The 24,302-nt window shown below is 70.6% G+C and carries 16 protein-coding genes and 1 pseudogene; 5 read left to right on the forward strand and 12 right to left on the reverse strand.

The genetic code is table 11. From position 1 onward, the window contains the following. Positions 1-11: 11 nt before the first annotated feature. Positions 12-2,093 (reverse strand): phosphate acetyltransferase, encoded by a 2,082-nt coding sequence (pta, locus tag GTY67_RS24870; protein WP_093693146.1) that lies wholly within the window; start codon positions 2,091-2,093, stop codon positions 12-14. 317 nt (positions 2,094-2,410) lie between these two features. Between pta and GTY67_RS24875 the strand changes: the two genes are divergently transcribed. Next, complete coding sequence (locus GTY67_RS24875; RefSeq protein ID WP_093693147.1) at positions 2,411-3,436, forward strand: ATP-dependent 6-phosphofructokinase; 1,026 nt, start codon at positions 2,411-2,413, stop codon at positions 3,434-3,436. Between the two features lie 40 nt (positions 3,437-3,476). On the opposite strand, the gene GTY67_RS24880 is transcribed toward GTY67_RS24875, so the two are convergent. The 3 genes from GTY67_RS24880 to GTY67_RS24890 all read right to left on the reverse strand — a co-directional run bounded on the left by GTY67_RS24880 (position 3,477) and on the right by GTY67_RS24890 (position 6,736). After that, entirely contained in the window at positions 3,477-4,181 is a 705-nt protein-coding gene (locus tag GTY67_RS24880) for a helix-turn-helix transcriptional regulator (RefSeq protein WP_202462337.1), read from the reverse strand. 183 nt (positions 4,182-4,364) lie between these two features. Continuing rightward, entirely contained in the window at positions 4,365-5,039 is a 675-nt protein-coding gene (locus GTY67_RS24885; protein ID WP_018509853.1) for a response regulator, read from the reverse strand. Next, the gene (locus GTY67_RS24890) at positions 5,036-6,736 is read right to left on the reverse strand and encodes a sensor histidine kinase (RefSeq protein ID WP_161280348.1); all 1,701 of its coding nucleotides are present in this window, start codon (positions 6,734-6,736) and stop codon (positions 5,036-5,038) included. The genes GTY67_RS24885 and GTY67_RS24890 overlap by 4 nt, the downstream gene beginning before the upstream one ends. 176 nt (positions 6,737-6,912) lie before the next feature. On the opposite strand from GTY67_RS24890, the gene GTY67_RS24895 reads away from it, so the two are divergent. The 4 genes and pseudogenes from GTY67_RS24895 to GTY67_RS24910 all read left to right on the forward strand — a co-directional run bounded on the left by GTY67_RS24895 (position 6,913) and on the right by GTY67_RS24910 (position 10,605). Beyond that, positions 6,913-8,286: a cation:dicarboxylase symporter family transporter gene (locus GTY67_RS24895; protein ID WP_161280349.1), complete on the forward strand. Its 1,374-nt coding sequence runs from the start codon at positions 6,913-6,915 to the stop codon at positions 8,284-8,286. 195 nt (positions 8,287-8,481) lie between these two features. Further along, positions 8,482-9,789, forward strand: a complete 1,308-nt coding sequence (locus GTY67_RS24900; protein WP_161280350.1) for an LPXTG cell wall anchor domain-containing protein — start codon at positions 8,482-8,484, stop codon at positions 9,787-9,789. 60 nt (positions 9,790-9,849) lie between these two features. Further along, positions 9,850-10,261, forward strand: a pseudogene (locus GTY67_RS24905) (MerR family transcriptional regulator). Next, positions 10,258-10,605 carry a thioredoxin family protein gene (locus GTY67_RS24910; RefSeq protein ID WP_161280351.1) on the forward strand — a complete coding sequence of 116 codons (348 nt, stop codon included), beginning with the start codon at positions 10,258-10,260 and terminating at the stop codon, positions 10,603-10,605. The pseudogene GTY67_RS24905 and the gene GTY67_RS24910 overlap by 4 nt, the downstream one beginning before the upstream one ends. A gap of 83 nt (positions 10,606-10,688) precedes the next feature. On the opposite strand, the gene GTY67_RS24915 is transcribed toward GTY67_RS24910, so the two are convergent. The 8 genes from GTY67_RS24915 to GTY67_RS24950 form a co-directional block, all read right to left on the reverse strand. Further along, complete coding sequence (locus GTY67_RS24915) at positions 10,689-12,116, reverse strand: DUF6177 family protein (RefSeq protein ID WP_161280352.1); 1,428 nt, start codon at positions 12,114-12,116, stop codon at positions 10,689-10,691. Positions 12,117-12,161: 45 nt separating this feature from the next. Next, complete coding sequence (locus GTY67_RS24920; protein WP_161280353.1) at positions 12,162-12,806, reverse strand: hypothetical protein; 645 nt, start codon at positions 12,804-12,806, stop codon at positions 12,162-12,164. A 14-nt stretch (positions 12,807-12,820) separates the two neighbouring features. After that, positions 12,821-15,253 carry a hypothetical protein gene (locus GTY67_RS24925; RefSeq protein ID WP_161280354.1) on the reverse strand — a complete coding sequence of 811 codons (2,433 nt, stop codon included), beginning with the start codon at positions 15,251-15,253 and terminating at the stop codon, positions 12,821-12,823. Continuing rightward, on the reverse strand, positions 15,250-15,672 hold the full coding sequence (locus GTY67_RS24930) for a DUF6507 family protein (protein ID WP_343238764.1): 423 nt from the start codon (positions 15,670-15,672) through the stop codon (positions 15,250-15,252). Before GTY67_RS24930 ends, GTY67_RS24925 begins: the two co-directional genes overlap by 4 nt. A 258-nt stretch (positions 15,673-15,930) precedes the next feature. Further along, positions 15,931-18,366, reverse strand: coding sequence for a 1,4-alpha-glucan branching enzyme (gene glgB / locus GTY67_RS24935; protein WP_161280356.1), 2,436 nt, complete (start codon positions 18,364-18,366; stop codon positions 15,931-15,933). A 69-nt stretch (positions 18,367-18,435) separates the two neighbouring features. Next, a complete protein-coding gene (locus tag GTY67_RS24940) occupies positions 18,436-19,857 on the reverse strand; it encodes a phosphotransferase (protein ID WP_093692855.1) in 1,422 nt (473 codons plus the stop codon). A gap of 231 nt (positions 19,858-20,088) precedes the next feature. After that, positions 20,089-21,795 carry a maltose alpha-D-glucosyltransferase gene (gene treS / locus GTY67_RS24945; RefSeq protein ID WP_161280357.1) on the reverse strand — a complete coding sequence of 569 codons (1,707 nt, stop codon included), beginning with the start codon at positions 21,793-21,795 and terminating at the stop codon, positions 20,089-20,091. After that, complete coding sequence (locus tag GTY67_RS24950) at positions 21,792-23,810, reverse strand: alpha-1,4-glucan--maltose-1-phosphate maltosyltransferase (protein WP_161280358.1); 2,019 nt, start codon at positions 23,808-23,810, stop codon at positions 21,792-21,794. Before GTY67_RS24950 ends, treS begins: the two co-directional genes overlap by 4 nt. Between the last annotated feature and the right edge of the window lie 492 nt (positions 23,811-24,302).

A 24,302-nucleotide genomic window follows, 5' to 3' on the forward strand; every position in this document is an offset into this window, starting at 1 on the left:
AGTGGTGGTCGTCATGCGGGGCGCTCCTCGCCCTGCGCCTGGATCGCCGTGATCGCCACCGTGTTGACGATGTCCTGGACGAGGGCGCCCCGGGAGAGGTCGTTGACGGGCTTGCGCAGCCCCTGGAGCACCGGGCCGACCGCCACCGCGCCCGCCGAACGCTGCACGGCCTTGTAGGTGTTGTTGCCGGTGTTGAGGTCCGGGAAGATCAGCACGGTGGCCTGCCCGGCCACCTCCGACCCCGGCAGCTTCGTCGCCGCGACGGACGGCTCCACCGCCGCGTCGTACTGGATCGGCCCCTCCACCCGCAGCTCGGGCCGCTCGGCCCGCACCCGCTCGGTCGCCTCCCGTACCTTGTCGACGTCCGCGCCGGAGCCGGAGGTGCCGGTGGAGTACGACAGCATCGCGATCCGGGGCTCCACGCCGAAGCGGGCCGCCGTCACCGCCGACTGCACCGCGATGTCCGCGAGCTGTTCGGCGTTCGGGTCCGGGTTGACCGCGCAGTCGCCGTAGACGAGGACCTTGTCGGCCAGGCACATGAAGAAGACCGAGGAGACGATCGAGGCGTCCGGCTTGGTCTTGATGATCTCGAAGGCGGGGCGGATCGTCGCCGCCGTGGAGTGCACCGACCCCGACACCATCCCGTCGGCCAGGCCCTCCTGCACCATCAGCGTGCCGAAGTAGTTGACGTCCGCCACCACGTCGTACGCCAGCTCCACCGTCACCCCGCGGTGCGCGCGCAGCTGGGCGTACCGCTCGGCGAAGGCCTGGCGCAGCTCGGAGGTCTGCGGGTCGACGATCTGGGTCTCGGCGAGGTCGATGCCCAGGTCGGCGGCCTTCTTGCGGATCGTGTCCACATCGCCGAGGAGGGTGAGGTCGCAGACGTCGCGGCGCAGCAGGACGTCCGCCGCGCGCAGCACCCGCTCCTCGGTGCCCTCGGGCAGCACCACGCGCTTGCGGTCGGAGCGGGCCTGCTCCAGCAGTTCGTGCTCGAACATCATCGGCGTGACCCGGCCGCTGCGGGCCACCGAGATCCGCTCCAGGAGGGCGCCGGTGTCGACATGGCGCTCGAAGAGGCCGAGCGCGGTCTCCGCCTTACGGGGCGTCGCCGCGTTCAACTTCCCTTCCAGGGTGAAGAGTTCGGCCGCCGTGGGGAAGGAGCCGCCGGCCACCGAGACGACCGGGGTCCCCGGTGCGAGCCGGGCGGCCAGCGTGAGTATCTCCTCGCCGGGGCGCTCGTTCAGGGTCAGCAGGATGCCCGCGATGGGCGGGGTCCCGGCGCTGTGCGCGGCCAGCGAACCCACCACCAGGTCGGACCGGTCCCCGGGCGTCACCACCATGCAGCCGGGCGTCAGGGCGTTCAGCAGGTTCGGCAGCATCGCCCCGCCGAAGACGAAGTCCAGCGCGTCCCGCGCGAGCCCCGCGTCGTCGCCGAGCAGCACCGTGCCGTCCAGGGCGGCGGTGATCTGGGCGACCGTCGGGGCGGAGAGCGCCGGGTCGTCCGGCAGCACGGAGACGGGCACCGGCAGCCGGGCCGCCAGCCGCTCCGCTATCACCGCCCGGTCCTCGGGGGCGACCCGGTTCACCACCATCGCCAGTACGTCGCAGCCGAGCCCGGCGTAGGCGCGATACGCGTTACGGGTCTCGGCGCGGACGGACTCCGCGGTCTGGCCCTTGCCGCCGACGACCGCGATCACCGAGGCGCCGAACTCGTTGGCCAGGCGCGCGTTCAGTGCCAGCTCGTCGGGGAGCTGGGTGTCGGCGAAGTCGCTGCCGAGGACGAGGACCACCTCGTACTCCCGGGCCACCTGGTGGAAGCGGTCCACCAGGAGCGAGACCAGCTCGTCGGTCCCCTTCTCCGCCTGCACGGTGGAGGCCTCGTGGTAGTCCAGGCCGTAGACGGAGGCGGGGCTCTGGGAGAGCCGGTAACGCGCCCGCAGCAGCTCGTAGAGCCGGTCGGGCCCGTCGTGGACCAGCGGACGGAAGACCCCGACCCGGTCCACCTGACGCGTCAGTAGCTCCATGACTCCCAGCTCGACGACCTGCCGGCCGTCCCCCCGGTCGATCCCGGTCACGTACACGCTGCGCGCCACGCGTGCTCTCCCGTCGTTGTGCGGTGCCGCTCCCCGCGGTCCGTCCAGGACGTGGGGGGTCTCCCCGCGCTGTCCCCGGCGCTCCGAGGGGTGCGGCCATTGGCCTGCATTGCCTCTTGACGATACCTGCGCGGGCCGCTATACCGCCCGCCGGAGGTTCCGCCCTCCGGATCCCTCCTACCCGCTTCCGCGGTCCGCCCGGCCGAAAGCGCGGGTCGCGCGCCCGGCGTGGGACAATCGACGTGGTTCAGGGCACGGGGTCCGCCTCAGCCGGTCCCCCGGAAAGCGCGGTACTAACGAGCAGGAGACACACCTCGATGCGCATCGGAATTCTCACCGCGGGCGGCGACTGCCCCGGCCTGAACGCAGTGATCCGGTCGGTCGTCCACCGGGCCGTCGTGGGCCACGGCGACGAGGTCATCGGCTTCGAGGACGGCTTCAAGGGGCTGCTGGACGGCCATTACCGCCCCCTCGACCTCAACGCGGTCAGCGGCATCCTCGCCCGCGGCGGCACCATCCTCGGCTCGGCCCGCCTGGAGCGCGACCGGCTGCGCGAGGCCGCCGAGAACTGCGAGGAGCTGGCCCGCCGTTACGACATCGACGCGCTCATCCCGATCGGCGGCGAGGGCACGCTGACGGCGGCCCGGATGCTCTCCGACGCGGGCATGCCGGTCGTCGGCGTCCCGAAGACCATCGACAACGACATCTCCGCCACCGACCGGACCTTCGGCTTCGACACGGCAGTCGGCGTCGCGACCGAGGCCATAGACCGTCTCAAGACGACCGCCGAGTCCCACCAGCGGGTGATGGTCGTCGAGGTCATGGGCCGCCACGCGGGCTGGATCGCGCTGGAGTCCGGGATGGCCGGCGGCGCCCACGGCATCTGCCTGCCCGAGCGCCCCTTCCAGGTCGACGACCTGGTCAAGATGGTCGAGGAGCGGTTCGCGCGCGGCAAGAAGTTCGCCGTCATCTGCGTGGCCGAGGGCGCGCACCCGGCCGAGGGCTCCATGCCGTACGCCAAGGGCGCCATCGACCAGTACGGCCACGAGCGCTTCCAGGGCATCGGCAACCGCCTGGCCGTCGAGTTGGAGACCCGGCTCGGCAAGGAGGCCCGGCCGGTCATTCTCGGCCATGTCCAGCGCGGCGGCACGCCCACCGCGTACGACCGCGTCCTGGCCACCCGCTTCGGCTGGAACGCCGTGGAGGCCGTGCACCGAGGCGACTTCGGCCGGATGACCGCCCTGCGCGGCAACGACATCGCCATGGTGCCGCTCGCGGACGCCGTCACGCAGCTGAAGACGGTCCCGGTGGAGCGGATGTACGAGGCGGAGTCGGTGTTCTAGCCGTCTGCGGGGTTCACATCCCGCTGAGCGTCTACGGGGCTCACACCCCCGCCATCCGCCAGAACTGGTCCACCACCCGGGCCAGGAACGCCCGTCCCGCGTCACCCGTCGTCGCGGACCGTTCCTGGCTTGTGCTGCTCCAGCTCAGGGTGGAGACCATCAGGGCCTGGTAGTCCGCGTGCAGCTGTTCCAGGACGTCCTGGATCTGCCCCCGCTCCAGCGGGACGATCTTCGCCACCGGGCGGACGTACGCCTGCCAGCGTGTGGTGACCGCACTGGTCAGCAGCTCCGCCAGTTCCTCGTCGCGGCCGGTCGCCGTGAGGAACTGGGCCGGTGACAGGCCGAGCGCCCGGCACAGCGCGGCGGACTGCCGCTCGTTGCCCTTCCAGCGCCCTGTTTCCTCCATCCGCAGGTACGAGGCCCCGGTCATCCCGAGCTGCCGCGCCAGGTCGTCCACCGAGAGCTCCCGGCTCATCCGGTGCTCGCGCAGGGTGGAGGCGGCGGCCAGCAGTTCGCCGGGGGCGCACCAGAGGACTCCGGCGAGGGCGGTCAGTTCGCGTTCGCCGGGGGTCGCGAGACCGCGTTCCCAGGCGACGACGGTCTCGGCGGGTATCCGGAGCCCGTACTGCGCGGCGAGGCCGTAGGCGACATGTCCGGGAGCCATCCCCAGTGCCTCGCGGAGTCGGCGCGCGGCGGGGGCGTTGAAGGGCGGGGTGGGGTGCACGGCCCCACCGTAGGAGTCCATTTCGCCGCTGGCTACGGTCCGTCCCGCACAGAACACGCTTCGTAGGAACCTCCTAGCGCGAACCGGGCGGGCGGTACGCAATCAAGCGTCCCACCAGCGCTTTCCTTACCGCCGGTATCACCACCCCGTCACCTCCGTACGCCCTTGCGGCAAGCGCTTGCCGTATGCGGGGCCGACCGGGGGTCAGCGGCCTCCGGCCAGCCAGCGGTAGTGGAGTTCCGGTCGGCCGACCTGCCCATAATGTGGACGCCGGGCGGCGCTCCCCACGGTGACCAGGTGTTCCAGATAGCGGCGCGCGGTGATCCGGGAGATCCCGAGCCGCTCCCCGGCGGCCGCCGCCGTGACCCCCTCCGCCGACTCCCGCAGGACCCGGGTCACCGCCTCCAGGGTCGGCCCGCTGAGCCCCTTCGGCAGTGCGGCCGGCTCGGTGACCCGCAGCGCGCCCAGCGCCCGGTCCACCTCCTCCTGGCCGCTCGCCTCACCCGCGGCACCCCGGAACTCCGCGTACCGCACCAGCCGGTCCCGCAGCGTCGGGTACGTGAACGGCTTCAGGACGTACTGGACGACCCCCAGCGACACCCCCTCCCGCACCACCGCGAGGTCCCGCGCCGAGGTCACCGCGATCACGTCCGCCCCGTGCCCGGCGGCCCGCAGCGACCGCAGCAGCCCGAGCCCGTGGCCGTCGGGCAGGTACAGGTCCAGCAGGAGCAGGTCGACCGGGGTGCGCTCCAGCACCCGTACGGCCTCCGCCCGGGTGTGGGCCACGGCGGCCACGGTGAAGCCGGCGACCCGCTCCACGTACATCTGGTGCGCGTCGGCGGCCACCGGATCGTCCTCCACCACCAGGACCCGGATCACGCGCCGACCTCCTTTGTGCGGGCGGCAGCCGTACAGTCCCCGGAAGCCGTACGCTCCCCGAGCGGCAGCCGTACCGTGAACCGCGCCCCGCCCTCCGGCGCCCGGTCCAGCTCCACCGACCCGCCGTTGCGGTGGGCCGCCTGCCGCACCAGCGCGAGGCCGAGCCCGCGCCCCGCCCCATGTGTCGACCAGCCGCGCCGGAACACCTCGTCCGCCTCCTCGGGCCCGATGCCCGGTCCGGTGTCCGAGACCCGCAGCAGCAGCTCCCGCTCGTCGGCGAGCGCGGTCACGGTGACCCGGGCCCGTCCGGCACCCTGTGAACCCGTACGCTGCGCGGGCACCGCCCCCGCCGAGTCGAGGCCGTCACCCTCCGAGGCCGCGTCCACCGCGTTGTCGATCAGATTGCCGAGGATCGTCACCAGATCCCGCTGGGCCAGCGAGGCGGGCAGCGCCCCGTCGTCGATCAGGCTGTCCTCCGCCAGCTCCAGCTCCACCCCGCGTTCGTTCGCCTGGGCCGCCTTGCCCAGCAGCAGCGCGGCCAGCACCGGCTCCTCCACCGCGCCCACCACCCGGTCGGTCAGCACCTGGGCCAGCTCCAGCTCCGCCGTCGCGAACTCCACCGCCTCCTCCACCCGGCCCAACTCGATCAGCGACACCACCGTGTGCAGCCGGTTCGCCGCCTCGTGGGCCTGCGAGCGCAGCGCCTGCGTGAAGCCGCGCTCGGAGTCCAGCTCACCGGTGAGCGCCTGGAGCTCGGTGTGGTCGCGCAGGGTCACCACCGTGCCGCGCCGCTCACCGCCCACCACCGGACGGGTGTTGACCACGACCACCCGGTCCGCCGTCAGATGCAGCTCGTCGACGCGCGCCTCCGACGCCAGCAGCGCCCCGGTCAGCGGCGCGGGCAGGTTCAGCTCGTCCACGGTCCGCCCCAGCGCCTCCGTCTCCGGGGCGATGCCCAGCAGCTCACGGCCCGCGTCGTTGATCAGCGCGATCCGGCGCTGTCCGTCCAGCATCAGCAGCCCCTCGCGTACCGCGTGCAACGTGGCCTGGTGGTAGTCGTGCAGCCGGCTCAGCTCGGCCGCGTTCATCCCGTGGGTGTGGCGCCGCAGCCGGGCGTTGATCACGTACGTGCCGATCCCGCCCAGCGCCAGTGCTCCGCCCGCCGCCAGCGCGAGGGCGCCGAGCTGCTCGCGTACCTGCGAGGAGACCCGGTCCACCGTGATGCCCGCGCTGACGAGCCCGATGATCCGGTCTCCGTCCCGTACCGGGGTCACCACCCGTATCGAGGGGCCCAGGGTTCCGGTGTACGTCTCGGTGAAGGTCTCTCCGCGCAGCGCCTCCTCGGTGTGGCCGAGGAAGGTCTCGCCGATCAGCGACGCGTCGGGGTGCGTCCACCGCCGCCGCTCGGTGTCCATGATCGTGACGAAGGCGATCCCGGTGTCCCGGCGCACCTGCTCCGCGTAGGGCTGGAGTACGGCGGAGGGGTCCGGGGTACGGATGGCCTCCCGTACGGACGGGGAATCGGCCACCGCCACGGCCGCCGCCCGCACCTGCCGGGTCGCCGTCTGCTCGGCCTGGGAGGAGCCGGAGACGTACGCGAAGACCGCGCACCCGGCCACCACCGCGGCGATCAGCACGACCTGCATGGCGAAGAGCTGCCCGGCCAGGCTGCGGGGGCGGGTACGGGGGAGGCGCATGGCCAACAGTCTGCCTCGCCGGAGCGCGCTCTCCCAGTGGCTCGAAAGCGCCCGTGAACGATATGAACGCAAGGGTGACCGGGGTCACAGGCCGGTGGATAGTCACCGGAGCCCCCAGGGACCGGGGGAGCCCCAGGGACGGGGCGCAAGCCGTGACCGAGCCGAGGAGCCCCACCATGGCCGTGGCAGCCAAACAGCGGGACCGTACCCACTACCTCTACATCGCCGTGATCGCCGCCGTGGCGCTCGGCATCCTGGTGGGCTTCACGGCCCCCGGGGTGGCCGTCGAGCTCAAGCCCATCGGCGCCGGCTTCGTGAACCTGATCAAGATGATGATCTCGCCGATCATCTTCTGCACGATCGTGCTGGGCGTCGGCTCGGTCCGCAAGGCGGCCAAGGTGGGCGCCGTCGGCGGCCTGGCGCTCGGCTACTTCCTGGTCATGTCGACCGTCGCCCTCGCCATCGGCCTGCTGGTCGGCAACTTCCTGGAGCCCGGCTCCACCCTCCACATCACCGAGGCGGCCCGCGCCGCCGGTGAGAAGCAGGCGTCCGGCGCCAGCGAGTCCACCGTGGACTTCCTCCTCGGCATCATCCCGACCACCATCGTCTCCGCCTTCACGGCGGGCGAGGTGCTCCAGACCCTGCTGGTCGCGCTGCTCGCGGGCTTCGCGCTCCAGGCGATGGGCTCGGCGGGCGAGCCGATCATCCGCGGCATCACCCACATCCAGCGGCTCGTCTTCCGCATCCTCGCCATGATCATGTGGGCCGCCCCGGTCGGCGCGTTCGGCGCGATCGCGGCGGTGGTCGGCGAGACCGGCCTCGACGCCCTGAAGTCGCTGGCCATCATCATGATCGGCTTCTACGTCACCTGCGGTCTCTTCGTCTTCGTGGTGCTCGGCGCGATCCTGCGCCTGGTCGCCGGGGTCAACCTGCTCTCGCTGCTGAAGTACCTGGGCCGCGAGTTCCTGCTCATCCTCTCGACCTCCTCCTCCGAGTCGGCCCTGCCGCGGCTCATCGCGAAGATGGAGCACCTGGGTGTCAGCAAGCCCGTCGTCGGCATCACCGTGCCGACCGGCTACTCCTTCAACCTCGACGGCACCGCGATCTACCTCACGATGTCCTCGCTGTTCATCGCCAACGCGATGGGCGACCCGCTGAGCGCCAGCGAGCAGATCTCGCTGCTGATCTTCATGATCATCGCCTCGAAGGGCGCGGCGGGCGTGACCGGTGCCGGGCTCGCGACCCTCGCGGGCGGCCTCCAGTCGCACCGCCCCGAACTCGTCGACGGCGTCGGCCTGATCGTCGGCATCGACCGCTTCATGAGCGAGGCCCGCGCCCTGACCAACTTCGCGGGCAACGCGGTCGCCACGGTCCTGGTCGGCCACTGGACCAAGGAGATCGACAAGGAGCGCGTGGGCCAGGTCCTCGCCGGACAGATCCCGTTCGACGAGCGGACGCTGGTCGACGACCACGCCCCCGCGGGCAACTCCGCCGACTCCGGTGACGTACCCGAGCCGCGTGAGACGGCGGCCGAGCCCGCCAAGGTCTGACCGCCCCTTTCCAGCCACTGCGACACCCCCAGACGCAAGGACACCCGTAGCCCCCGGTACGGGTGTCCTTGTGCCGTTCGCGTACGAGGACATTCGCGTGCCCCGCACAACCATTCGCCGCCGGAACATGTCTTCCGGGTGAACAACTGCACTGCCCCCATGGGCAGTCGACCGTCATTCGACCGAGGGATTTTCATGGGGAACGCCGTTTCCGGCCGCCGTACGCTGCTGAGCGGAACCGCAGCGCTGGCGGCCGTCACCCTGATCGCGCTGGGCGCCGCACCGGCCCTGGCCGACGAGACAGAGCCCGATCTGGGGGTCGGCGGCCTCGCCCCCGTCACCGGTATCGCTCCGGGCGACGGGTTCGGGCTGCCGGTGAGCGTGCTGAACAAGGGGACGGACACCGTGCCCAAGGTCTATCTGACCTACAGCTTCTCGCCCGGCGTGGAGAGTGCCGAGACGTACTCCAACTGCGTGTACTTCCGGGTCAACTCCTACGACGAGCGGCCGGAGCGGAACCGCGCCGTCTGCACGGTGGACCAGCCACTCAAGCCCGGTGTGCTGTACGGGACGGAGAAGCCGCTCGGCCTCAAGGCGGGGGCGAGCGCGCTGTACGACAACGCGGGGTACGGGGTCTCGGTGGACGAGCCGGCGCCCGACGACGGCGGCGAGAGCGACCACGTACCGGGCACGGGCGCGCCCCTGAAGCTGGTCGAGAGGGGAGAGGCCACGGAGACGGACCGGGCCGCCCACGCGCAGCCCTCCGTACGCACGGACGTCACGGCGGACAGCACCGCCGACTTCGCCCTGACCGGCGCCGAGCTCAAGGGCAAGGCGGGCGACAAGGTCACCGCCCAGGTGAAGTTCGCCAACAAGGGCCCCGCCTGGGTCCAGGGCGAGCTGGACACCAGCGTCACCACCGTCGACGTCCGCATCCCGGCCGGTACGTCGGTGGTCAAGGCCAACGGCTTCTGCTCGAAGGTCACCGCGACGCACTACACGTGCGGCACCAGCCAGTCCTGGGTCCACCCGGCGGACGGCGAGACCTACCCCTTCGTGCTCCGTATCGACAAGGCCGTCGGCCGCACCACGGGCAAGGTCTCCTTCAGCGGCCAGGCCCGCCCGTTCGACAGGAACGCGGCCAACGACACCGCCGAGATCGTGGTCGAGACCGGCGAGGCGAGCTCCACCGGCGGCACGGCATCCACCGGCGGTTCCGGCAACGGCGGCTCGGACTCCGACGGCGGTACGGCTGCCACAGGCGGCACCACCTCCGGCTCCTCCGGCTCCACGACCGGCGGAGACCCGGCCACCACCGGCTCCGCCACCACCTCGGCCGGCGGCTCCACGACCGGCGGCACCACCCCCCAGACGGACGGCAGCCTGGCGGCCACCGGCTCCGACTCCACCCTCCCGCTGGCGGGCCTCGCGGGCGCGTCGGTCCTCGCGGGCGGCGGCCTGTTCCACGCGATGCGCCGCCGCACGGCGGCCCGCAACGGCTGACGTTCGTGGTTGCGGTGGCGGCCTTGCCCTGACGTCGGCGTCAAGGATTACGGTCGGCCCATGCGAATCGGGGAGCTGGCCGAACGGGCCGGGACGACAACGCGGACCCTCCGCTACTACGAGTCGCGCGGGCTGCTGTCCGCACGGCGCGCGGAGAACGGCTACCGCAGCTACGACGAGGGCGACCTGCGTCTCCTCCAGCAGATCCGGACCCTAGGACTTCGGGTTCGACCTGGAGGAGACGCGGCCCTTCGTCGACTGCCTGCGGGCCGGTCACCCGGCCGGGGACTCCTGCCCCGCCGCCTCGCTCGCCGTCTACCGGCGCAAGCTCGACGAGCTGGACGCGCTGATCGGCCGGCTGCATGCGGTGCGCGCCGAGGTCGGTGCCCAGCTCGCCCGAGCCGAACTGGAGCCTTCGGTCGACCTGCTCGGTGGGCCGCCGCCACGTTGTGAACTGGGAGGGGAACCGTGATCCATACCGAAGGTGTGGCCGATGTGAACGAGGAGACCTTCGAGGCGGAAGTGCTGGAATCCGGTCTGCCGGTGCTGGTCCAGTTCACCGCCGACCGGTGCGGCCCCTGCCGCCAACTCGCCCCGTTGCTGGGGGAGATCGCCCGGGAGGAGGCCGGTCGGATCAGGGTCGTCCAGCTCGATGTCGACCACAACCCCGGTGTCACCGTCCGCTTCGGCGTCATGGCGACCCAGACCCTCATGGTCTTCCGGGCGGGAGAACCGGTGAGGTCGATGGTCGGTGCCCGGCCGAAGCGCAAGCTGCTCCAGGAGTTGGAGGACGTCCTCGCCCTTGCACAGGGGTGAGGTGAGCGGACAGGCGGACGGCGCGGATCCGGGGTGCCGGTATCCGCCGCCGCCATGCGGCCGTCCGCGCCGGGCTCGACCGTCTAGTCGGGCGGTGCTCCGCGCAGATGGCGCATGAGCTGTTCCAGGGCGGCCCAGCTCTCGGCGGTATCTCCGTTGCCGAGTTGGTAGTAGAAGCCCGGCCGGGTGCTCCCGCCCAGTTGCACCGGGCGTTCCTTCAGCGGGGTCATGCTCGCGGTGTCGCGTCCTGCCTCCTGGACCTCCGCGGGGCCGAGCACGAAGGCGTACGGAAGCGGCGGGTGTTCGAAGCGCGGTGGGGTGCTCAGGTCCCGGCGGGCTTCGCGCAGCCGGCACATCATGGTCTTCAGCCCGTGCCGGGCCACCAGCTCGTCGGCCAGTGCGGGGAGGGGCTCCAGGGCCGGCTTCTCGCCGGGGCCGTAGCCCACGGTGAGGGTGATGTCCTCCTCCACGCCTTCCGGCGTGCGGAGCACACGCAGGGTGGCGATGGCGGGGCGTTCCGGGGTGCCGACGGCCACCGTCCAGGTGGGACGTGGGGCGCGCTCGTATGCCAGCTCGGTCAGCTGCCGCCGTGACCAGGCCAGACCGGCCGGCTCCGATGTCCCCCAGCTGACCGGAGGGCCTCCGGTCAGCATCTGCCAGGCGGCTTCGAGCGCGCCGCCGAGAACGAGGTCCGCCGCGGGGCGGTGCAGGGTGCGGAAGGAGACGATGAGCTGGCGTTCGCCGGTGGGCGGGTCCTGGGTGAAGGCGTCCGCCACCGGCGTCCGGCCGCTCTCGTCCCGGGCCGGGGAGAAGGAGTCGTCCTTCCAGCGCAGTACCGCGCCGGTCAGTCCGTCGTAGTAGCCGCACCGTTCGTCCTGCACCACCCAGCGCGAGGGTGTGGATTGCAGCAGCGTGCGGGTGGGCAGGGAGAGGCGGCAGTGCGGAGGGGTGACGATCTGCAGGGACCGGTCACTCTCCACGGTGGCTCGCAGTGCCTCGGCGAGCCAGCTCGTCATGGGGATGACCGGCCGGTCCTGGAGGACGACGGCGGCCTTGTCGGTGAGCATGTCTACGGCCGGCTGCGCGGCGGCGGGGGCCGGTACGGCGGTGATGCCCGAGACATCGACCGGGCGGGCCGCACCGGCCGTGCCCGGGGCGTCCGGTGGCCAGACGCGGCCGCCCAGAAGCATGGCCAGGCGGGCCGCGAAGGCACCCGCGAGCTGCTCGGCCTGCGGAACGCCCGCAGCGGCGCGGGCCTCGACCCACCACACCGGTCCGTCATCCGAAAGCTCGGCCCCGGGCCCCAGCAGCCGGGCCGCCTCGCCCGGCACCTGGAGGAGCAGCGGCACCTCGATCGAGACGAGCGGCCGGCCTTCGGCGTCGCACAGCTGGACCACGGCGCCCTCGCCGGTGGTCTCGACCCGAAGGTCCGGGCCGCCCGCGAGCAGCCCCGCCAGGATGCTCCGTGCGTCCGGCATACGCTCGGTGAGCGCGATCACGTCCTTGGTCATGCTGTGCTCCCCGGAGCGATGTGGACCGGATCGGAAAGAAACTCCCTAGCCGAACACCGCATCGGTGAGGTCCGGCCCCCGCCCGTCGACGAGGTCGGGTGCCTCGAGCCCGTATCCCTTCGCGCGACCGTAGTACGTCGGCTCGCCGGGCTCCGCCTCGACTCCGAGTACCTGGACGAGCTCCTCCAGGGCCGAGGCGAGCCGCGGCGCGTTGTTGGCGTGGATGGACGGCTGCGGCTCGCCCCGGAAGTCGCACTGGCCCCAGACATCGTGATGCACGGACAGTTCGATCCAGAGGTCCGTCTCGTCCGGCGCCACCATGAGTTCCACCAGACGGTGTTCCCGGTGCCGTTCGCCGTCCGCGTCGAACCAGGTGCCTGAGCCCAGCACGAGGATTCCGCCGATCTCTGCCTGTGGATGACCGGTCGGCCGACAGGCGCGGAGCGCATCGGGGAGCGCAGGATCGTCGAGTGGACGCGTGACGAGGTTCAGCCTGCTGTGGACACCGAGGCCGCCCCTGCCGGTCTGGAACCAGGCCCACTCAAGTGATGACGGCACCAGCAGGTCGTGCTTCTCCAGCACCACCCCCATACGCGCCGCAGTCATGAGCGCGAACTCCAGACCGGGCTCCTCGACGTCCTCCAAATTCCAGGACCACGAGCCGGTCTCTTTGGGCGCGCGCATCAGCATGGTCGGCAAACTCCTCAAGGCTTGGTGGCATTGGTCGGATAGATGGTGACGGAGCCGTCATCGAATCTTAGCTCGAAAGAAGCATTGCAGCGGTCGGCGGCCCGTTGGACGGCCTGGATATTGCGTTCCGTGAGCTCGCTCCTCAGGCCCCGGATATCCAGAATTCCGGCCTTGATGTCGATCGGGGTGCTCGGTAGGCCCGTTGCGTCCAGGGCGCCCAGAAGCTGTTTGTTCGCGATCTTCTTCACTGCCGAACCAATGCCCGTGACGCTGTCGACATCCTTGAGCTGGGCACCGTAATCGATGCGCCCGCCATTGCGGACCAGTACGTCGAGGTCGAGGTTCTCGCCGGGAATCTTCACCTCGAACTCAATTCCCTTCACCCCCTTGGCCTGGAGTTCCGCAGCATGTTCCATCGCCTGGTGCACAGCCGGGATCATGCCCTTCTGTTTGACCTGAAAAAGGAGACCTTCAGCTTTCTTGAAGCCCGGGACATCCGCAAATCTGCCGCTGGAAATATATTCTGCAACGGCCGCACCGTATTCCGACTTCTTCAGCTGGGCCAGCATTCGCCCCTGATCCACGGGCGGAACTTTCAAGTCCTTGAGAGCCGTCGCAACGGCGGCCTCCTGCGCAGGGGCCATGGGGCCACTGGGCTGCTGGCCTGTCCGGTCGCGCTCCCATGTGACCCCGGGCTGCCGCTCCGGCATTCCGGAGCCGCTGCCCGGAAGGTCGCCGGGGCCGCTGCCGTCGCCCGAGGACGGGCCGTCGGCACCTCCGGTGCCGCTTGGTGTATCCGGGCCGTCGCCGTGGCCGCCCGCGTCGTGACCGGAATGTCCTCGGGTCCCGTGACCGCCGCCTTCACCGCTCGGGGTGTGCACCCCACCGCTCCCGCCGGATGGCGGGTGCGTGTCCACGCCTCTGCCGGTTGAGTGGTCCGCGGCATGGCCGCCCGTGGACGGCGTGCTCTGCGCATCGCCGCTCCCCGTCGGGTGCGATCCGCCGGCGGGGTGTGCCGCCCCGTTCGGGTACCCGGTTCCGTTCTCCACGCGACCGGGCCCGCCCGCGCCTTCGAGGACCCTCTCCTCGGCCGGCGTGGACTCGCGCTCCTGGACGTCGGGCAGATCGTTCTTGTGCGGTTCCACAACGGGTTCGGTGTCGGGCACGACGTTGCCGTGCTCGTCCCTGATGTACCCGTCGCTGCCGACCACCCTCTTGTTGCCCGCGTGGTCGACGTACTCGAATCCAGGAGGCGTGGTCACCTCACCCGTGCGTGGTGAGGCCGTGGTGGGGGTGTTGCGGGCCATGTCGTCGACGCCCGCCTGGCCGGCCTTCAGGCTCTCCATGAAGTCGCCGGCCTTCAGCTTGGTGAGACCCACCGCCTTGCCGAGGTAGCTCATCGGGTCGACGAGCGCGCCCGCCTTGCCCACCGCGGTCGCGGCCTCCGCGCCCACACCCAGCTTGCCGGACCTGCCGAGCTTGAGCAGCGATCCCGCACCGAGAGTCAGGCCGTTGAACACCACCACCCCGAACGCCCGCGAGGGCTCCTTGCCCCACTCGTCCCAGGCGACCAGTGCCTTGCCGAAGTCGCGCAGGGCCGCCTTTCGCCTATCGCGGTCGGTGTGGTCGGCCGGGCCGAACATCTTGTCCATCGCCCAGTCGTACGGCGTGATGATGTAGCCGCTGATGCCGCCGAAGATGTCACCGATGCCTGACCAGGTCTCCTTGAAGGTGTCCCAGTCGAACACGTTGACCATGTTGGCCAGGCCCTTGACCGTGCCCCAGACCCCGTCGACGAAGAATCCCTTCAGGCCCCCGCCGACGTTGTCCTTCGTCCACTCCCACGCAGCCCGCAGCCCCGAGTACTCGCGCTCGTCAGCCGTCCCCCAAGGGGTTTCCTCCGCGTCCTTGACGTCGCTTTCCCTGAAGCCGTACATACCGGCCTTGTGCGAACCGTCATCGGCGACGAAGCGTGTACCGCCCACCAATGAAGTGATCTTGTTGGCCGCATCGCGCTCGACGCCCTGGAACGCCACCCATGTCGTACCGACTTCACGGACAAGACGCGCGTTCTCGTCGATCTTGCCCTGATCCTCCTGCCAGTCGTCATCGTCCTTGTTGTCCGCGACGAACTTCTCCGCGTCCTCGCGGAGCTGGTTCATCCTGGTCACCAGCGGACGGGCGGTCGACGCGAAACCGGTCAACGCACCACTGACGGACTCCAGCTTCTTCGCGAACTCGTCCGACTTGTCCCGCACAGGAATCGTCGAATCGAGCAACTCCTCCTGTTCGGGAGCGTCATAGACCGGATCCAGTGCCTGAAAGGCGGTGTGAACGTCTCTGCCCGTACCACGAATGCCGGAAGCGGTCGTCTTCAGAGAAGCCGCATGTGTCTCCAGCGTCTCCAGATTCCCCGTGAAGGTCGGTATCTTCTCCGGATCGATCACTTCTTGGGGCCCTTCAGCTCCTCCGGAGTCGGAGCCTTCGCGTACTGCTCCTGCTTGTTCTTCGCCATCTCCAGATCGCCCTTGAGATACTCTTCAGTGGCCAGGCGCGCCCCGGTGATCGACTTCCCCGTCCGGACGGGAAGGAACCTCAGGTCGTTCTTCGTCCGCTCCTGAAACTCCTTCAATGCCTGGGCCACAGGACCGAAAGCTCCCCCCTTGGGGATCTCGGTCCCACCCAGAACCATCGTGCCCGCCCACTTCGCGGCACCAGCCAAGCTCTCGCCGTACGATACGAATTCGTCCTCGAACTTGCCGCCGACCTTAGCTGTCCTGCTCAGGACGCTACGAACGCCATCCGGCTTGATATCCCACTTCGACACGATGCCCCCGTTGCAAGCAAACCACTTCCCCAGTGCCACCGGCGTCATCCGATGACATCGACGGCGGCCTCGGGCCCTGGCCGGCCTCGGGGTTGCCGTCGTTTCTCTCCATCATCAAGCGCAGCAGCCCGATGATCAAGCGGACCTCTGCCGTGGCCTTGCCCGGGGCTCCGGTTCCGTCAATGCCGTCAAGCGGCCGGACCCGCAGACAAGGCGGCGCCACCGGTCCGTCCGGTGGCGCCGCCTTTACCGAACCGCCCACCGGCAACGGAGTGGCAGTTCTTCGTGCTCAGCCCCTCACGCAGGCCGGAACCACACCGTCGCCAGTGGCGGCAGGGTCAGCGAGATGCTGGACGGGCGGCCGTGTGCGGGGACCGCCTCCGCCTTCAGCGGCTCCTCGTTCCGTACGTCGCTGCCGCCGTACCGGTCCGCGTCCGTGTTCAGGACCTCCACCCAGCCCTCGGTCCCGGTCTCCGGTACCCCGAGGCGGTAGTCGTGGCGGACCACCGGGGAGAAGTGGGAGACCGCGAGGAGCGGTGAGCCGTCCGCGTCGTAGCGCAGGAACGCGAAGACGTTGTCCTCGGCCGCTCCGCCGTCCACCCAGCTGAACCCCTCCGGCACGGTGTCGCGCTGCCAGAGCGCGGGCACCGCTCCGTACACCGCGTTCAGGTCGCCCACCAGGTTGCGCACCCCGCGGTGGTCGTCGGAGGCCTCGTACGTGGGGTCCAGCAGCCACCAGTCCGGGCCGTGGCCCTCGGACCACTCCGCGCCCTGGGCGAACTCCTGGCCCATGAAGAGGAGTTGCTTGCCGGGGTGGGCCCACATGAAGCCCAGGTAGGCGCGGTGGTTGGCGCGCTGCTGCCACCAGTCGCCGGGCATCTTCGCCACCAGCGCCTGCTTGCCGTGGACCACCTCGTCGTGCGAGATCGGCAGCACGTAGTTCTCGCTGTAGGCGTACACCATCGAGAACGTCATCTCGTTGTGGTGGTACTTGCGGTGCACCGGCTCCTTCGCCACGTACAGCAGCGAGTCGTGCATCCAGCCCATGTTCCACTTCAGCCCGAAGCCCAGGCCGCCGCTGTCGGTGGGGCGGGTGACGCCGTCCCAGGCGGTGGATTCCTCGGCGATGGTGACGACGCCGGGGTTGCGCCGGTAGACGGTCGCGTTCATCTCCTGGAGGAAGCCGACCGCGTCCCAGTTCTCGCGCCCGCCCTGGTCGTTGGGCGACCACTGGCCGTCCTCGCGGGAGTAGTCGAGGTAGAGCATCGAGGCGACGGCGTCGACCCGCAGCCCGTCGATGTGGAACTCCTCGCACCAGTACGTCGCGTTGGCGACCAGGAAGTTGCGGACCTCCGTGCGGCCGTAGTCGAACTCCAGCGTCCCCCAGTCCGGGTGCGCCGCCCGCTGCGGGTCGGAGTGCTCGTACAGGGGCCGCCCGTCGAACTCGGCCAACGCCCAGTCGTCGCGCGGGAAGTGTGCCGGAACCCAGTCCATGATCACGCCGATGCCCGCCCGGTGCAGGGCGTCCACCAGGTACCGGAAGTCGTCCGGGGTGCCCATTCGGGAGGTCGGCGCGTAGAAGCCGGTGACCTGGTAGCCCCAGGAGCCGCCGAAGGGGTGCTCGGAGACCGGCATCAGCTCCACATGCGTGAAGCCCAGGTCCTTGACGTACGCGGGGAGCTGGTCGGCGAGTTGACGGTACGTCAGGCCCGGCCGCCAGGACGCGAGATGGACCTCGTACACCGAGAACGGGGCCTCGTGGACCGGGCGGTCGCCCCGGTGCGCCATCCAGTCCTGGTCCCGCCACTCGTGGTGCGAGGCCGTGACGATGGAGGCGGTCGCGGGCGGGACCTCGGTGCGGCGGGCCATCGGGTCGGCCCGGACCGTGTGCGAACCGTCCGGGCGGCAGATGTCGTACTTGTAGAGCGCGCCCTCGCCGACCCCGGGCAGGAACAGCTCCCACACCCCGGTCGACCCGAGCGAGCGCATCGGCGTACCCGTGCCGTCCCAGTAGGTGAAGTCACCGGTCACCCGCACACCGCGCGCGTTCGGCGCCCACACGGTGAACCGGGTCCCGGCCACGCCCTGGTGGACCATCGGCTGAGCGCCGAGCGCCCGCCACAGCTCCTCGTGGCGGCCCTCCGCGATCAGGTGCAGGTCGAGGTCCCCGAGCGCGGGCCAGAAGCGGTACGGGTCGTCCACCTCGATGGTGTTGTCGTCGTACGCCACCTGGAGCCGGTAGACGGGGACCTCCTTCACCGGCAGCACGCCGGAGAAGAACCCGTCCCCGTCGTCGTGCAGTTCGGCCCGCACCCCCTCGGCCAGCACCGTGACCGAGCGGGCGAACGGGCGCAGCGCCCGTACCAGCACCCCGCCCGGGATGGGACGGGCGCCGAGTACGTCGTGCGGGGCGTGGTGGTCACCGGCCAGCAGCCGACCGCGGTCCGCGCCGTCCAGGGCGGGCGCCGGGCGGGCGCCCCCGCCGTCGCCGCCCTGCCGGGGGCGCGGCGGGACGGCGTCGGCGCGCTTGGGCCGGGTGCGCTTGGCGGGGGCGGCGGCCTTGGTGGCGGTGGCCGTCGTGGCGGCTTCGGCTTCGACGGTCTCCACGGAGGCGGGTGCCGGAGCCGGTGCGGGCTCAGGTGCCGTCTCCCCACGCGCGGCTTCGACAGGTGCGTTGGCTTCGGCGGCTGCGGTCTTGCGTGATCCCTTGCGGGACGGCTTGCGGGCGGTCACAGGGACTGCCTCCTCGGAGGGTTCGGAGGGCGGAGGGGAGAAGAGGGGGGAGAAGGAGGGGAGTGGGGCTCAGGCCGCTGCTGACTGGGCCAGTCGCTGGATGGCGGCCATCGGGACCGGCAGCCAGTCGGGGCGGTGCCGGGCCTCGTACACCACCTCGTACACCGCCTTGTCGGTCTCATGGGCGCGCAGCAGCTCCGGCTCGCCGCGCGGATCGGTGCCCGAGGCGAGCGCGTACCCCTCGCAGTAGGCGGCACGGCAGCGGGCCGCCCACTCGGGGTTCCACGGGCGGTGCGAGCGGGCCGCGTAGTCGAAGGAGCGCAGCATGCCCGCCACATCGCGGACCGGGGGTGCCGGGCGGCGTCGCTCGTCCAGCGGGCGGGCCGGTTCGCCCTCGAAGTCGATCAGCGACCAGAACCCGTCGGGGGAGCGGAGCGCCTGGCCGAGGTGGAGGTCGCCGTGCACCCGCTGCTGTGCCCACCCGCCGCCCCGGTGGCCGAGCGCCGTGACGGCGTCGAACGCGGTGCGCAGGGCCGGGACGTACGGGACGAGCGCGGGCACAGCCTGGGCGGCGGCCTCCAGACGCTGCGTCATCTGGGCGATCAGCTGCCGGGTCTGCGTCCCGTGCAGCGCCGGGGTGGGCAGGGCCGCGGCGAGCGCGGTGTGCACCTCGGCGGTGGCCCGGCCCAGCGCCCGCGCCTCGGGGACGAAGTCGCGGCCCGCCGTGAGCGCGGTCAGGGCGAGCTGCCAGCCGTCCCGGGCGCCGTGCAGGAAGGGCTGGAGGACACCGAGGGTGAGCGGTTCGGTGCCGGGGGCCTCGAACCAGGCGACCGGGGCCGGGACCCGTTCGCACCCTTCGCGGGCCAAGGCGAGCGGCAGCTCCAGATCGGGGTTGGTGCCCGGGAAGACCCGGCGGAAGATCTTGAGGATGTACGCATCGCCGTAGACGAGCGAGGAGTTGGACTGTTCGGCGTCCAGGACCCGGGGCGGCAGCCCGGCCGGGATCGCGGCGGTCCGCTCGAAGCGGAGGGAGCCGAGGGCGCCGGGACGGCGGAACCGTTCCAGCAGGAGATCGGCCAGGCGCGGATCGTGCAGCGCGTCGTAGACGGTCCGCCCGGCCAGCGGGCCGCGCTCCACCCGCCCGATCAGGGCCGAGGCGAGCGTGGTCGGCAGGGAGCTCCGTACGCCGATCAGGATCTGGTAGCAGTCGTCCGCCGGGCGGGCCGACGTCGACGGCTGCTGGACCCGGACCAGCAGATGGAGCAGGCCGGGGCCCGCGGTGCCCTCCAGCGGCAGCATCTCGGTGGCCGAGACCAGGGCGAAGCCGGTGACCGGCCGGCCCTTGCCGGCGAACCAACGCTGCCGGGGCAGCCATTCGTGGAGCAGGGGGGCGAGGGACGGCAGCAGGGCACCGTCCACCGTACTGCTTGGGGTTGCGCTGTTCCTCGTGCTCTTCGCCAGGGCGACGTGAGTGGATGCAGCCTCCGACATGGCATCGCGTCCTTTCCCCGGGCACACCACAGGATGCGAAGAGTGTCCCGGATTGCGGCAATGGCTGTCCGGCTGTGCGGGACGTGTCGGGAGAGGAAGGTCCGTACGGACTCGAACGGCGGAACCGAGAAGGCCCGAGGCGACGGAACCGTGAGGGCCCCAGGCCTTTCGTTTCGGTCAGAGTGCCCCGTGCGGGACGGTGGAAACCGCCCCGCACGGCTTGACGCCGACTCAGGCCGGCGGCGCGTCCTTGCGCAGCCGGAACCAGTAGAAGCCGTGTCCGGCCAGTGTCAGCAGGTAGGGCCACTGGCCGATGGCCGGGAAGCGTACCCCGCCGATCAATTCCACCGGATGACGTCCGTTGAACGATCGCAGGTCCAGTTCCGTGGGCTGGGCGAACCGCGAGAAGTTGTGCACGCACAGGACGAGGTCGTCCTTGTACTCACGGGTGAACGCCAGCACCGCCGGGTTGGAGGACGGCAGCTCGGTGTACTCGCCGAGCCCGAAGGCCGGATTCTGCTTGCGGATCTCGATCATCCGCCGGGTCCAGTGCAGCAGCGAGGACGGCGAGGCCATCGACGCTTCCACGTTGGTGACCTGGTAGCCGTAGACCGGGTCCATGATCGTGGGGAGGTAGAGCCGCCCCGGATCGCTGGAGGAGAAGCCGGCGTTGCGGTCGGGCGTCCACTGCATCGGGGTGCGCACGGCGTCCCGGTCGCCCAGCCAGATGTTGTCGCCCATCCCGATCTCGTCCCCGTAGTAGAGGATCGGGGAGCCGGGCAGCGACAGCAGCAGAGCGGTGAACAGCTCGATCTGGTTGCGGTCGTTGTCCAGCAGCGGGGCCAGGCGGCGGCGGATGCCGATGTTGGCGCGCATCCGCGGGTCCTTGGCGTACTCCGCGTACATGTAGTCGCGCTCTTCGTCCGTGACCATTTCGAGGGTCAGCTCGTCGTGGTTGCGCAGGAAGATGCCCCACTGGCAGTTCTTCGGGATCGCCGGGGTCTTGGCGAGGATTTCGGAGACCGGGTAGCGGCTCTCGCGGCGCACCGCCATGAAGATGCGCGGCATGACGGGGAAGTGGAACGCCATGTGGCACTCGTCGCCGCCCGCCTCGTAGTCGCCGAAGTAGTCGACGACGTCCTCGGGCCACTGGTTGGCCTCGGCGAGGAGCACGGTGTCGGGGTAGTTGGCGTCGATCTCCTTGCGGACCCGCTTGAGGAAGTGGTGGGTCTCGGGGAGGTTCTCGCAGTTGGTGCCCTCGCGCTGGTAGAGGTAGGGCACCGCGTCGACCCGGAAGCCGTCGATGCCCAGGTCCAGCCAGAACCGCAGGGCCGCGAGGATCTCCTCCTGGACCGCCGGGTTCTCGTAGTTGAGGTCCGGCTGGTGGGAGAAGAAGCGGTGCCAGTAGTACTGCTTGCGGACCGGGTCGAAGGTCCAGTTGGACGTCTCGGTGTCGACGAAGATGATCCGGGCGTCCTGGAACTGCTTGTCGTCGTCGGCCCAGACGTAGTAGTCGCCGTACGGCCCCTCGGGGTCGGTGCGGGACTGCTGGAACCACTCGTGCTGGTCGCTCGTGTGGTTCATGACGAAGTCGATGATGACGCGCATGCCCCGCTGGTGCGAGGCGTCCACGAACTCCACGAAGTCGGCGAGATCGCCGAACTCCGGCAGCACGGCGGTGTAGTCGGAGACGTCGTAACCACCGTCGCGCAGCGGGGACTTGAAGAACGGCGGCAGCCAGAGGCAGTCGACACCGAGCCACTGGAGGTAGTCCAGTTTGGCGGTGATGCCCTTGAGGTCGCCGATTCCGTCGCCGTTGGAGTCCTGGAAGGACCGGACGAGCACCTCGTAGAAGACGGCGCGCTTGAACCAGTCGGGATCACGGTCCTTGGCGGGTGTGTCCTCGAACGTGTCGTGGACAGGCTCATTGACGATCATGGTGTGGGTGACCCTCCGGTCGGCGGGGACGGTCGCAGGACGGCGATGTGCGCGGGCGTGATGCCCGGCTCTAGGCGCACATAGAAGGCCCTGCCCCAGTGATAGGTGTCGCCGGTGAGCTCGTCGCGCACCGGTACGCGCTCGTGCCCTTGGAGGCCGAGCCGCTCCATGTCCAACGAGACCGTGGCCTCCTGGGTGTGGTGAGGGTCGAGGTTCACGACCACCAGAACGGTGTTCGAACCGGAACGCTTGCTGTAGACGATCAGCGACTCGTTGTCGGCGTGGTGGAAGTGGACCTCGCGCAGCTGCTGGAGCGCGGGGTTACGTCGTCGGATCCGGTTCAGCGAGGTGATCAGGGGCGTCAGCGTGCGGCCCTCGCGCTCCGCCGACTCCCAGTCCCTCGGGCGCAGTTCGTACTTCTCCGAGTGCAGGTACTCCTCGCTCCCCGGCTTGGCCGGGGTGTTCTCGCACAGCTCGAATCCCGCGTAGACGCCCCAGGACGGGGAGAGGGTGGCGGCGAGCACGGCCCGGGCCTCGAAGGCCGGGCGGCCGCCGTGCTGGAGGTAGCCCGGCAGGATGTCCGGGGTGTTCACGAAGAAGTTGGGCCGCATGTACGAGGCGGCCTCGCCCGACAGCTCCGTGACGTACTCGGTCAGCTCCTGCTTGGTGTTCCGCCAGGTGAAGTACGTGTACGACTGCTGGAACCCGACCGCGCCCAGGGTGTGCATCATCGCCGGGCGGGTGAACGCCTCCGCCAGGAAGACCACGTCCGGGTCGGTGCCGTTGATCTCGGCGATGACCTTCTCCCAGAAGACCACCGGCTTGGTGTGCGGGTTGTCGACGCGGAAGATGCGGACGCCGTGGTCCATCCAGAACCGCAGGATGCGCACGGTCTCCGCCACCAGGCCGCGCATGTCCTTGTCGAAGGCGATCGGGTAGATGTCCTGGTACTTCTTCGGCGGGTTCTCGGCGTACGCGATCGACCCGTCGGGGCGGTGGTGGAACCAGTCCGGGTGGTCCTTGACCCACGGGTGGTCCGGCGAGCACTGGAGCGCGAAGTCCAGCGCGATCTCCATCCGGAGGTTGCGGGCCGCCTCCACGAAGTGGTCGAAGTCCTCCAGCGTGCCCAGCTCCGGGTGGACGGCGTCGTGCCCGCCGTCCGGCGAACCGATCGCCCACGGCACGCCCGGATCGTGCTCACCGGGCGTCAGGGTGTTGTTCGGGCCCTTGCGGTGGGTCGTCCCGATCGGGTGGATCGGAGGCAGGTACACGACATCGAACCCCATCGCGGCGACCGCGGGCAGCCGCTCGGCCGCCGTCCGGAACGTGCCGCTGACCAGCCGGGTCGGCGCGTCCGGCGAGGTGTCGGCCGGGTCCACCGGCACCCGCTTCGCCCCCTCCGAGCGCGGGAACAGCTCGTACCAGGAGCCGTACAGCGCCCGCTCGCGCTCCACGCGCACCGCCAGCGGCTTGGACCGGGTGACCAGTTCACGCAGCGGGTGCCGGGCGAGGACCGCCTCGGCGGCCGGGGTCAGGGCGGCGGCCAGCCGGGCGGCGGGGGAGTGGCCGGTGTCGCGCAGCGCGTCCACCGCGGCGAGCACCGCCTCACGCCCGTTCTTCTTCGGTACGCCGGCGGCGGCCCGCTCCAGCAGGGCCGCGCCCTCCGCCAGGACCAGATCGGTGTCGATGCCCGCCGGGATCTTGATCGCGGCGTGGTGGCGCCAGGTGGCGACCGGATCGCTCCACGCCTCCACCGTGTACGTCCAGCGGCCCTCGGAGGTCGGCGTGATCTCGGCCCCCCACCGGTCCGTGCCCGGGGCCAGCTCGCGCATCGGGGTCCACGGTCCCACCCGTCCGCTCGGATCGCGCAGGACGACATTGGCCGCCACCGCGTCATGGCCTTCGCGGAAGACGGTGGCGGTGACCTGGAAGGTCTCACCGACGACGGCCTTCGCCGGACGTCTGCCGCAGTCGACGAGGGGACGGACGTCCAGGACGGGAATACGACCGATCATGGAATCACCTGGGGGCTGGAGGAGCTCGGTGTGCACGGGCGACGGCACGGATGCGGAGGACCGACCGCGCGTGCCGCGATGATGGGGATCTGTCCTTTGTAGCTGCTCAGCTGTCTGCTGACGGGCTGTGGGCATGGCCGCTCCTGTCCGCGTTCACTCGAATGGCACTCGAATGGGTGGGTCGCGGGTGTTTCGTGCATGTTTCGGATGCACCGGGAGGGTGTGCGGGCCGGGTGGTGCCGCGTACCGGGAAGTACCGGGAAAGCCTTCCCCACGTTCGTTCCCGGGAAATCCGGCGCTGTGTTAACTACTCGGTCGTAGCCGGTCGGTCAGGACGGGTCAGGGTCCGATGGCGCCCGGCGTGCGCCCCCGTGGCGTACGGAGACCGAAGCGCCCTCACAGGTTCCGGATACCCGCTCTGCGGCGCCACACGGCAGCCTTCCCTGTGACAGGAAGGTCCACAAGGCTGCGTACGGGAAGGAAATCGGCCAA

Source organism: Streptomyces sp. SID8374 (assembly GCF_009865135.1).
Lineage (GTDB): Bacteria > Actinomycetota > Actinomycetes > Streptomycetales > Streptomycetaceae > Streptomyces.

Coding starts and splice junctions, on each gene's coding strand:
- GTY67_RS24950 (WP_161280358.1), bottom strand. CDS start 23,810: ATGATCGGTCGTATTCCCGTCCTGGACGTCCGTCCCCTCGTCGACTGC.
- GTY67_RS24915 (WP_161280352.1), bottom strand. CDS start 12,116: ATGACCAAGGACGTGATCGCGCTCACCGAGCGTATGCCGGACGCACGG.
- GTY67_RS24920 (WP_161280353.1), bottom strand. CDS start 12,806: ATGCTGATGCGCGCGCCCAAAGAGACCGGCTCGTGGTCCTGGAATTTG.
- treS (WP_161280357.1), bottom strand. CDS start 21,795: ATGATCGTCAATGAGCCTGTCCACGACACGTTCGAGGACACACCCGCC.
- GTY67_RS24895 (WP_161280349.1), top strand. CDS start 6,913: ATGGCCGTGGCAGCCAAACAGCGGGACCGTACCCACTACCTCTACATC.
- GTY67_RS24880 (WP_202462337.1), bottom strand. CDS start 4,181: ATGGACTCCTACGGTGGGGCCGTGCACCCCACCCCGCCCTTCAACGCC.
- GTY67_RS24875 (WP_093693147.1), top strand. CDS start 2,411: ATGCGCATCGGAATTCTCACCGCGGGCGGCGACTGCCCCGGCCTGAAC.
- GTY67_RS24900 (WP_161280350.1), top strand. CDS start 8,482: ATGGGGAACGCCGTTTCCGGCCGCCGTACGCTGCTGAGCGGAACCGCA.
- GTY67_RS24940 (WP_093692855.1), bottom strand. CDS start 19,857: ATGTCGGAGGCTGCATCCACTCACGTCGCCCTGGCGAAGAGCACGAGG.
- GTY67_RS24890 (WP_161280348.1), bottom strand. CDS start 6,736: ATGCGCCTCCCCCGTACCCGCCCCCGCAGCCTGGCCGGGCAGCTCTTC.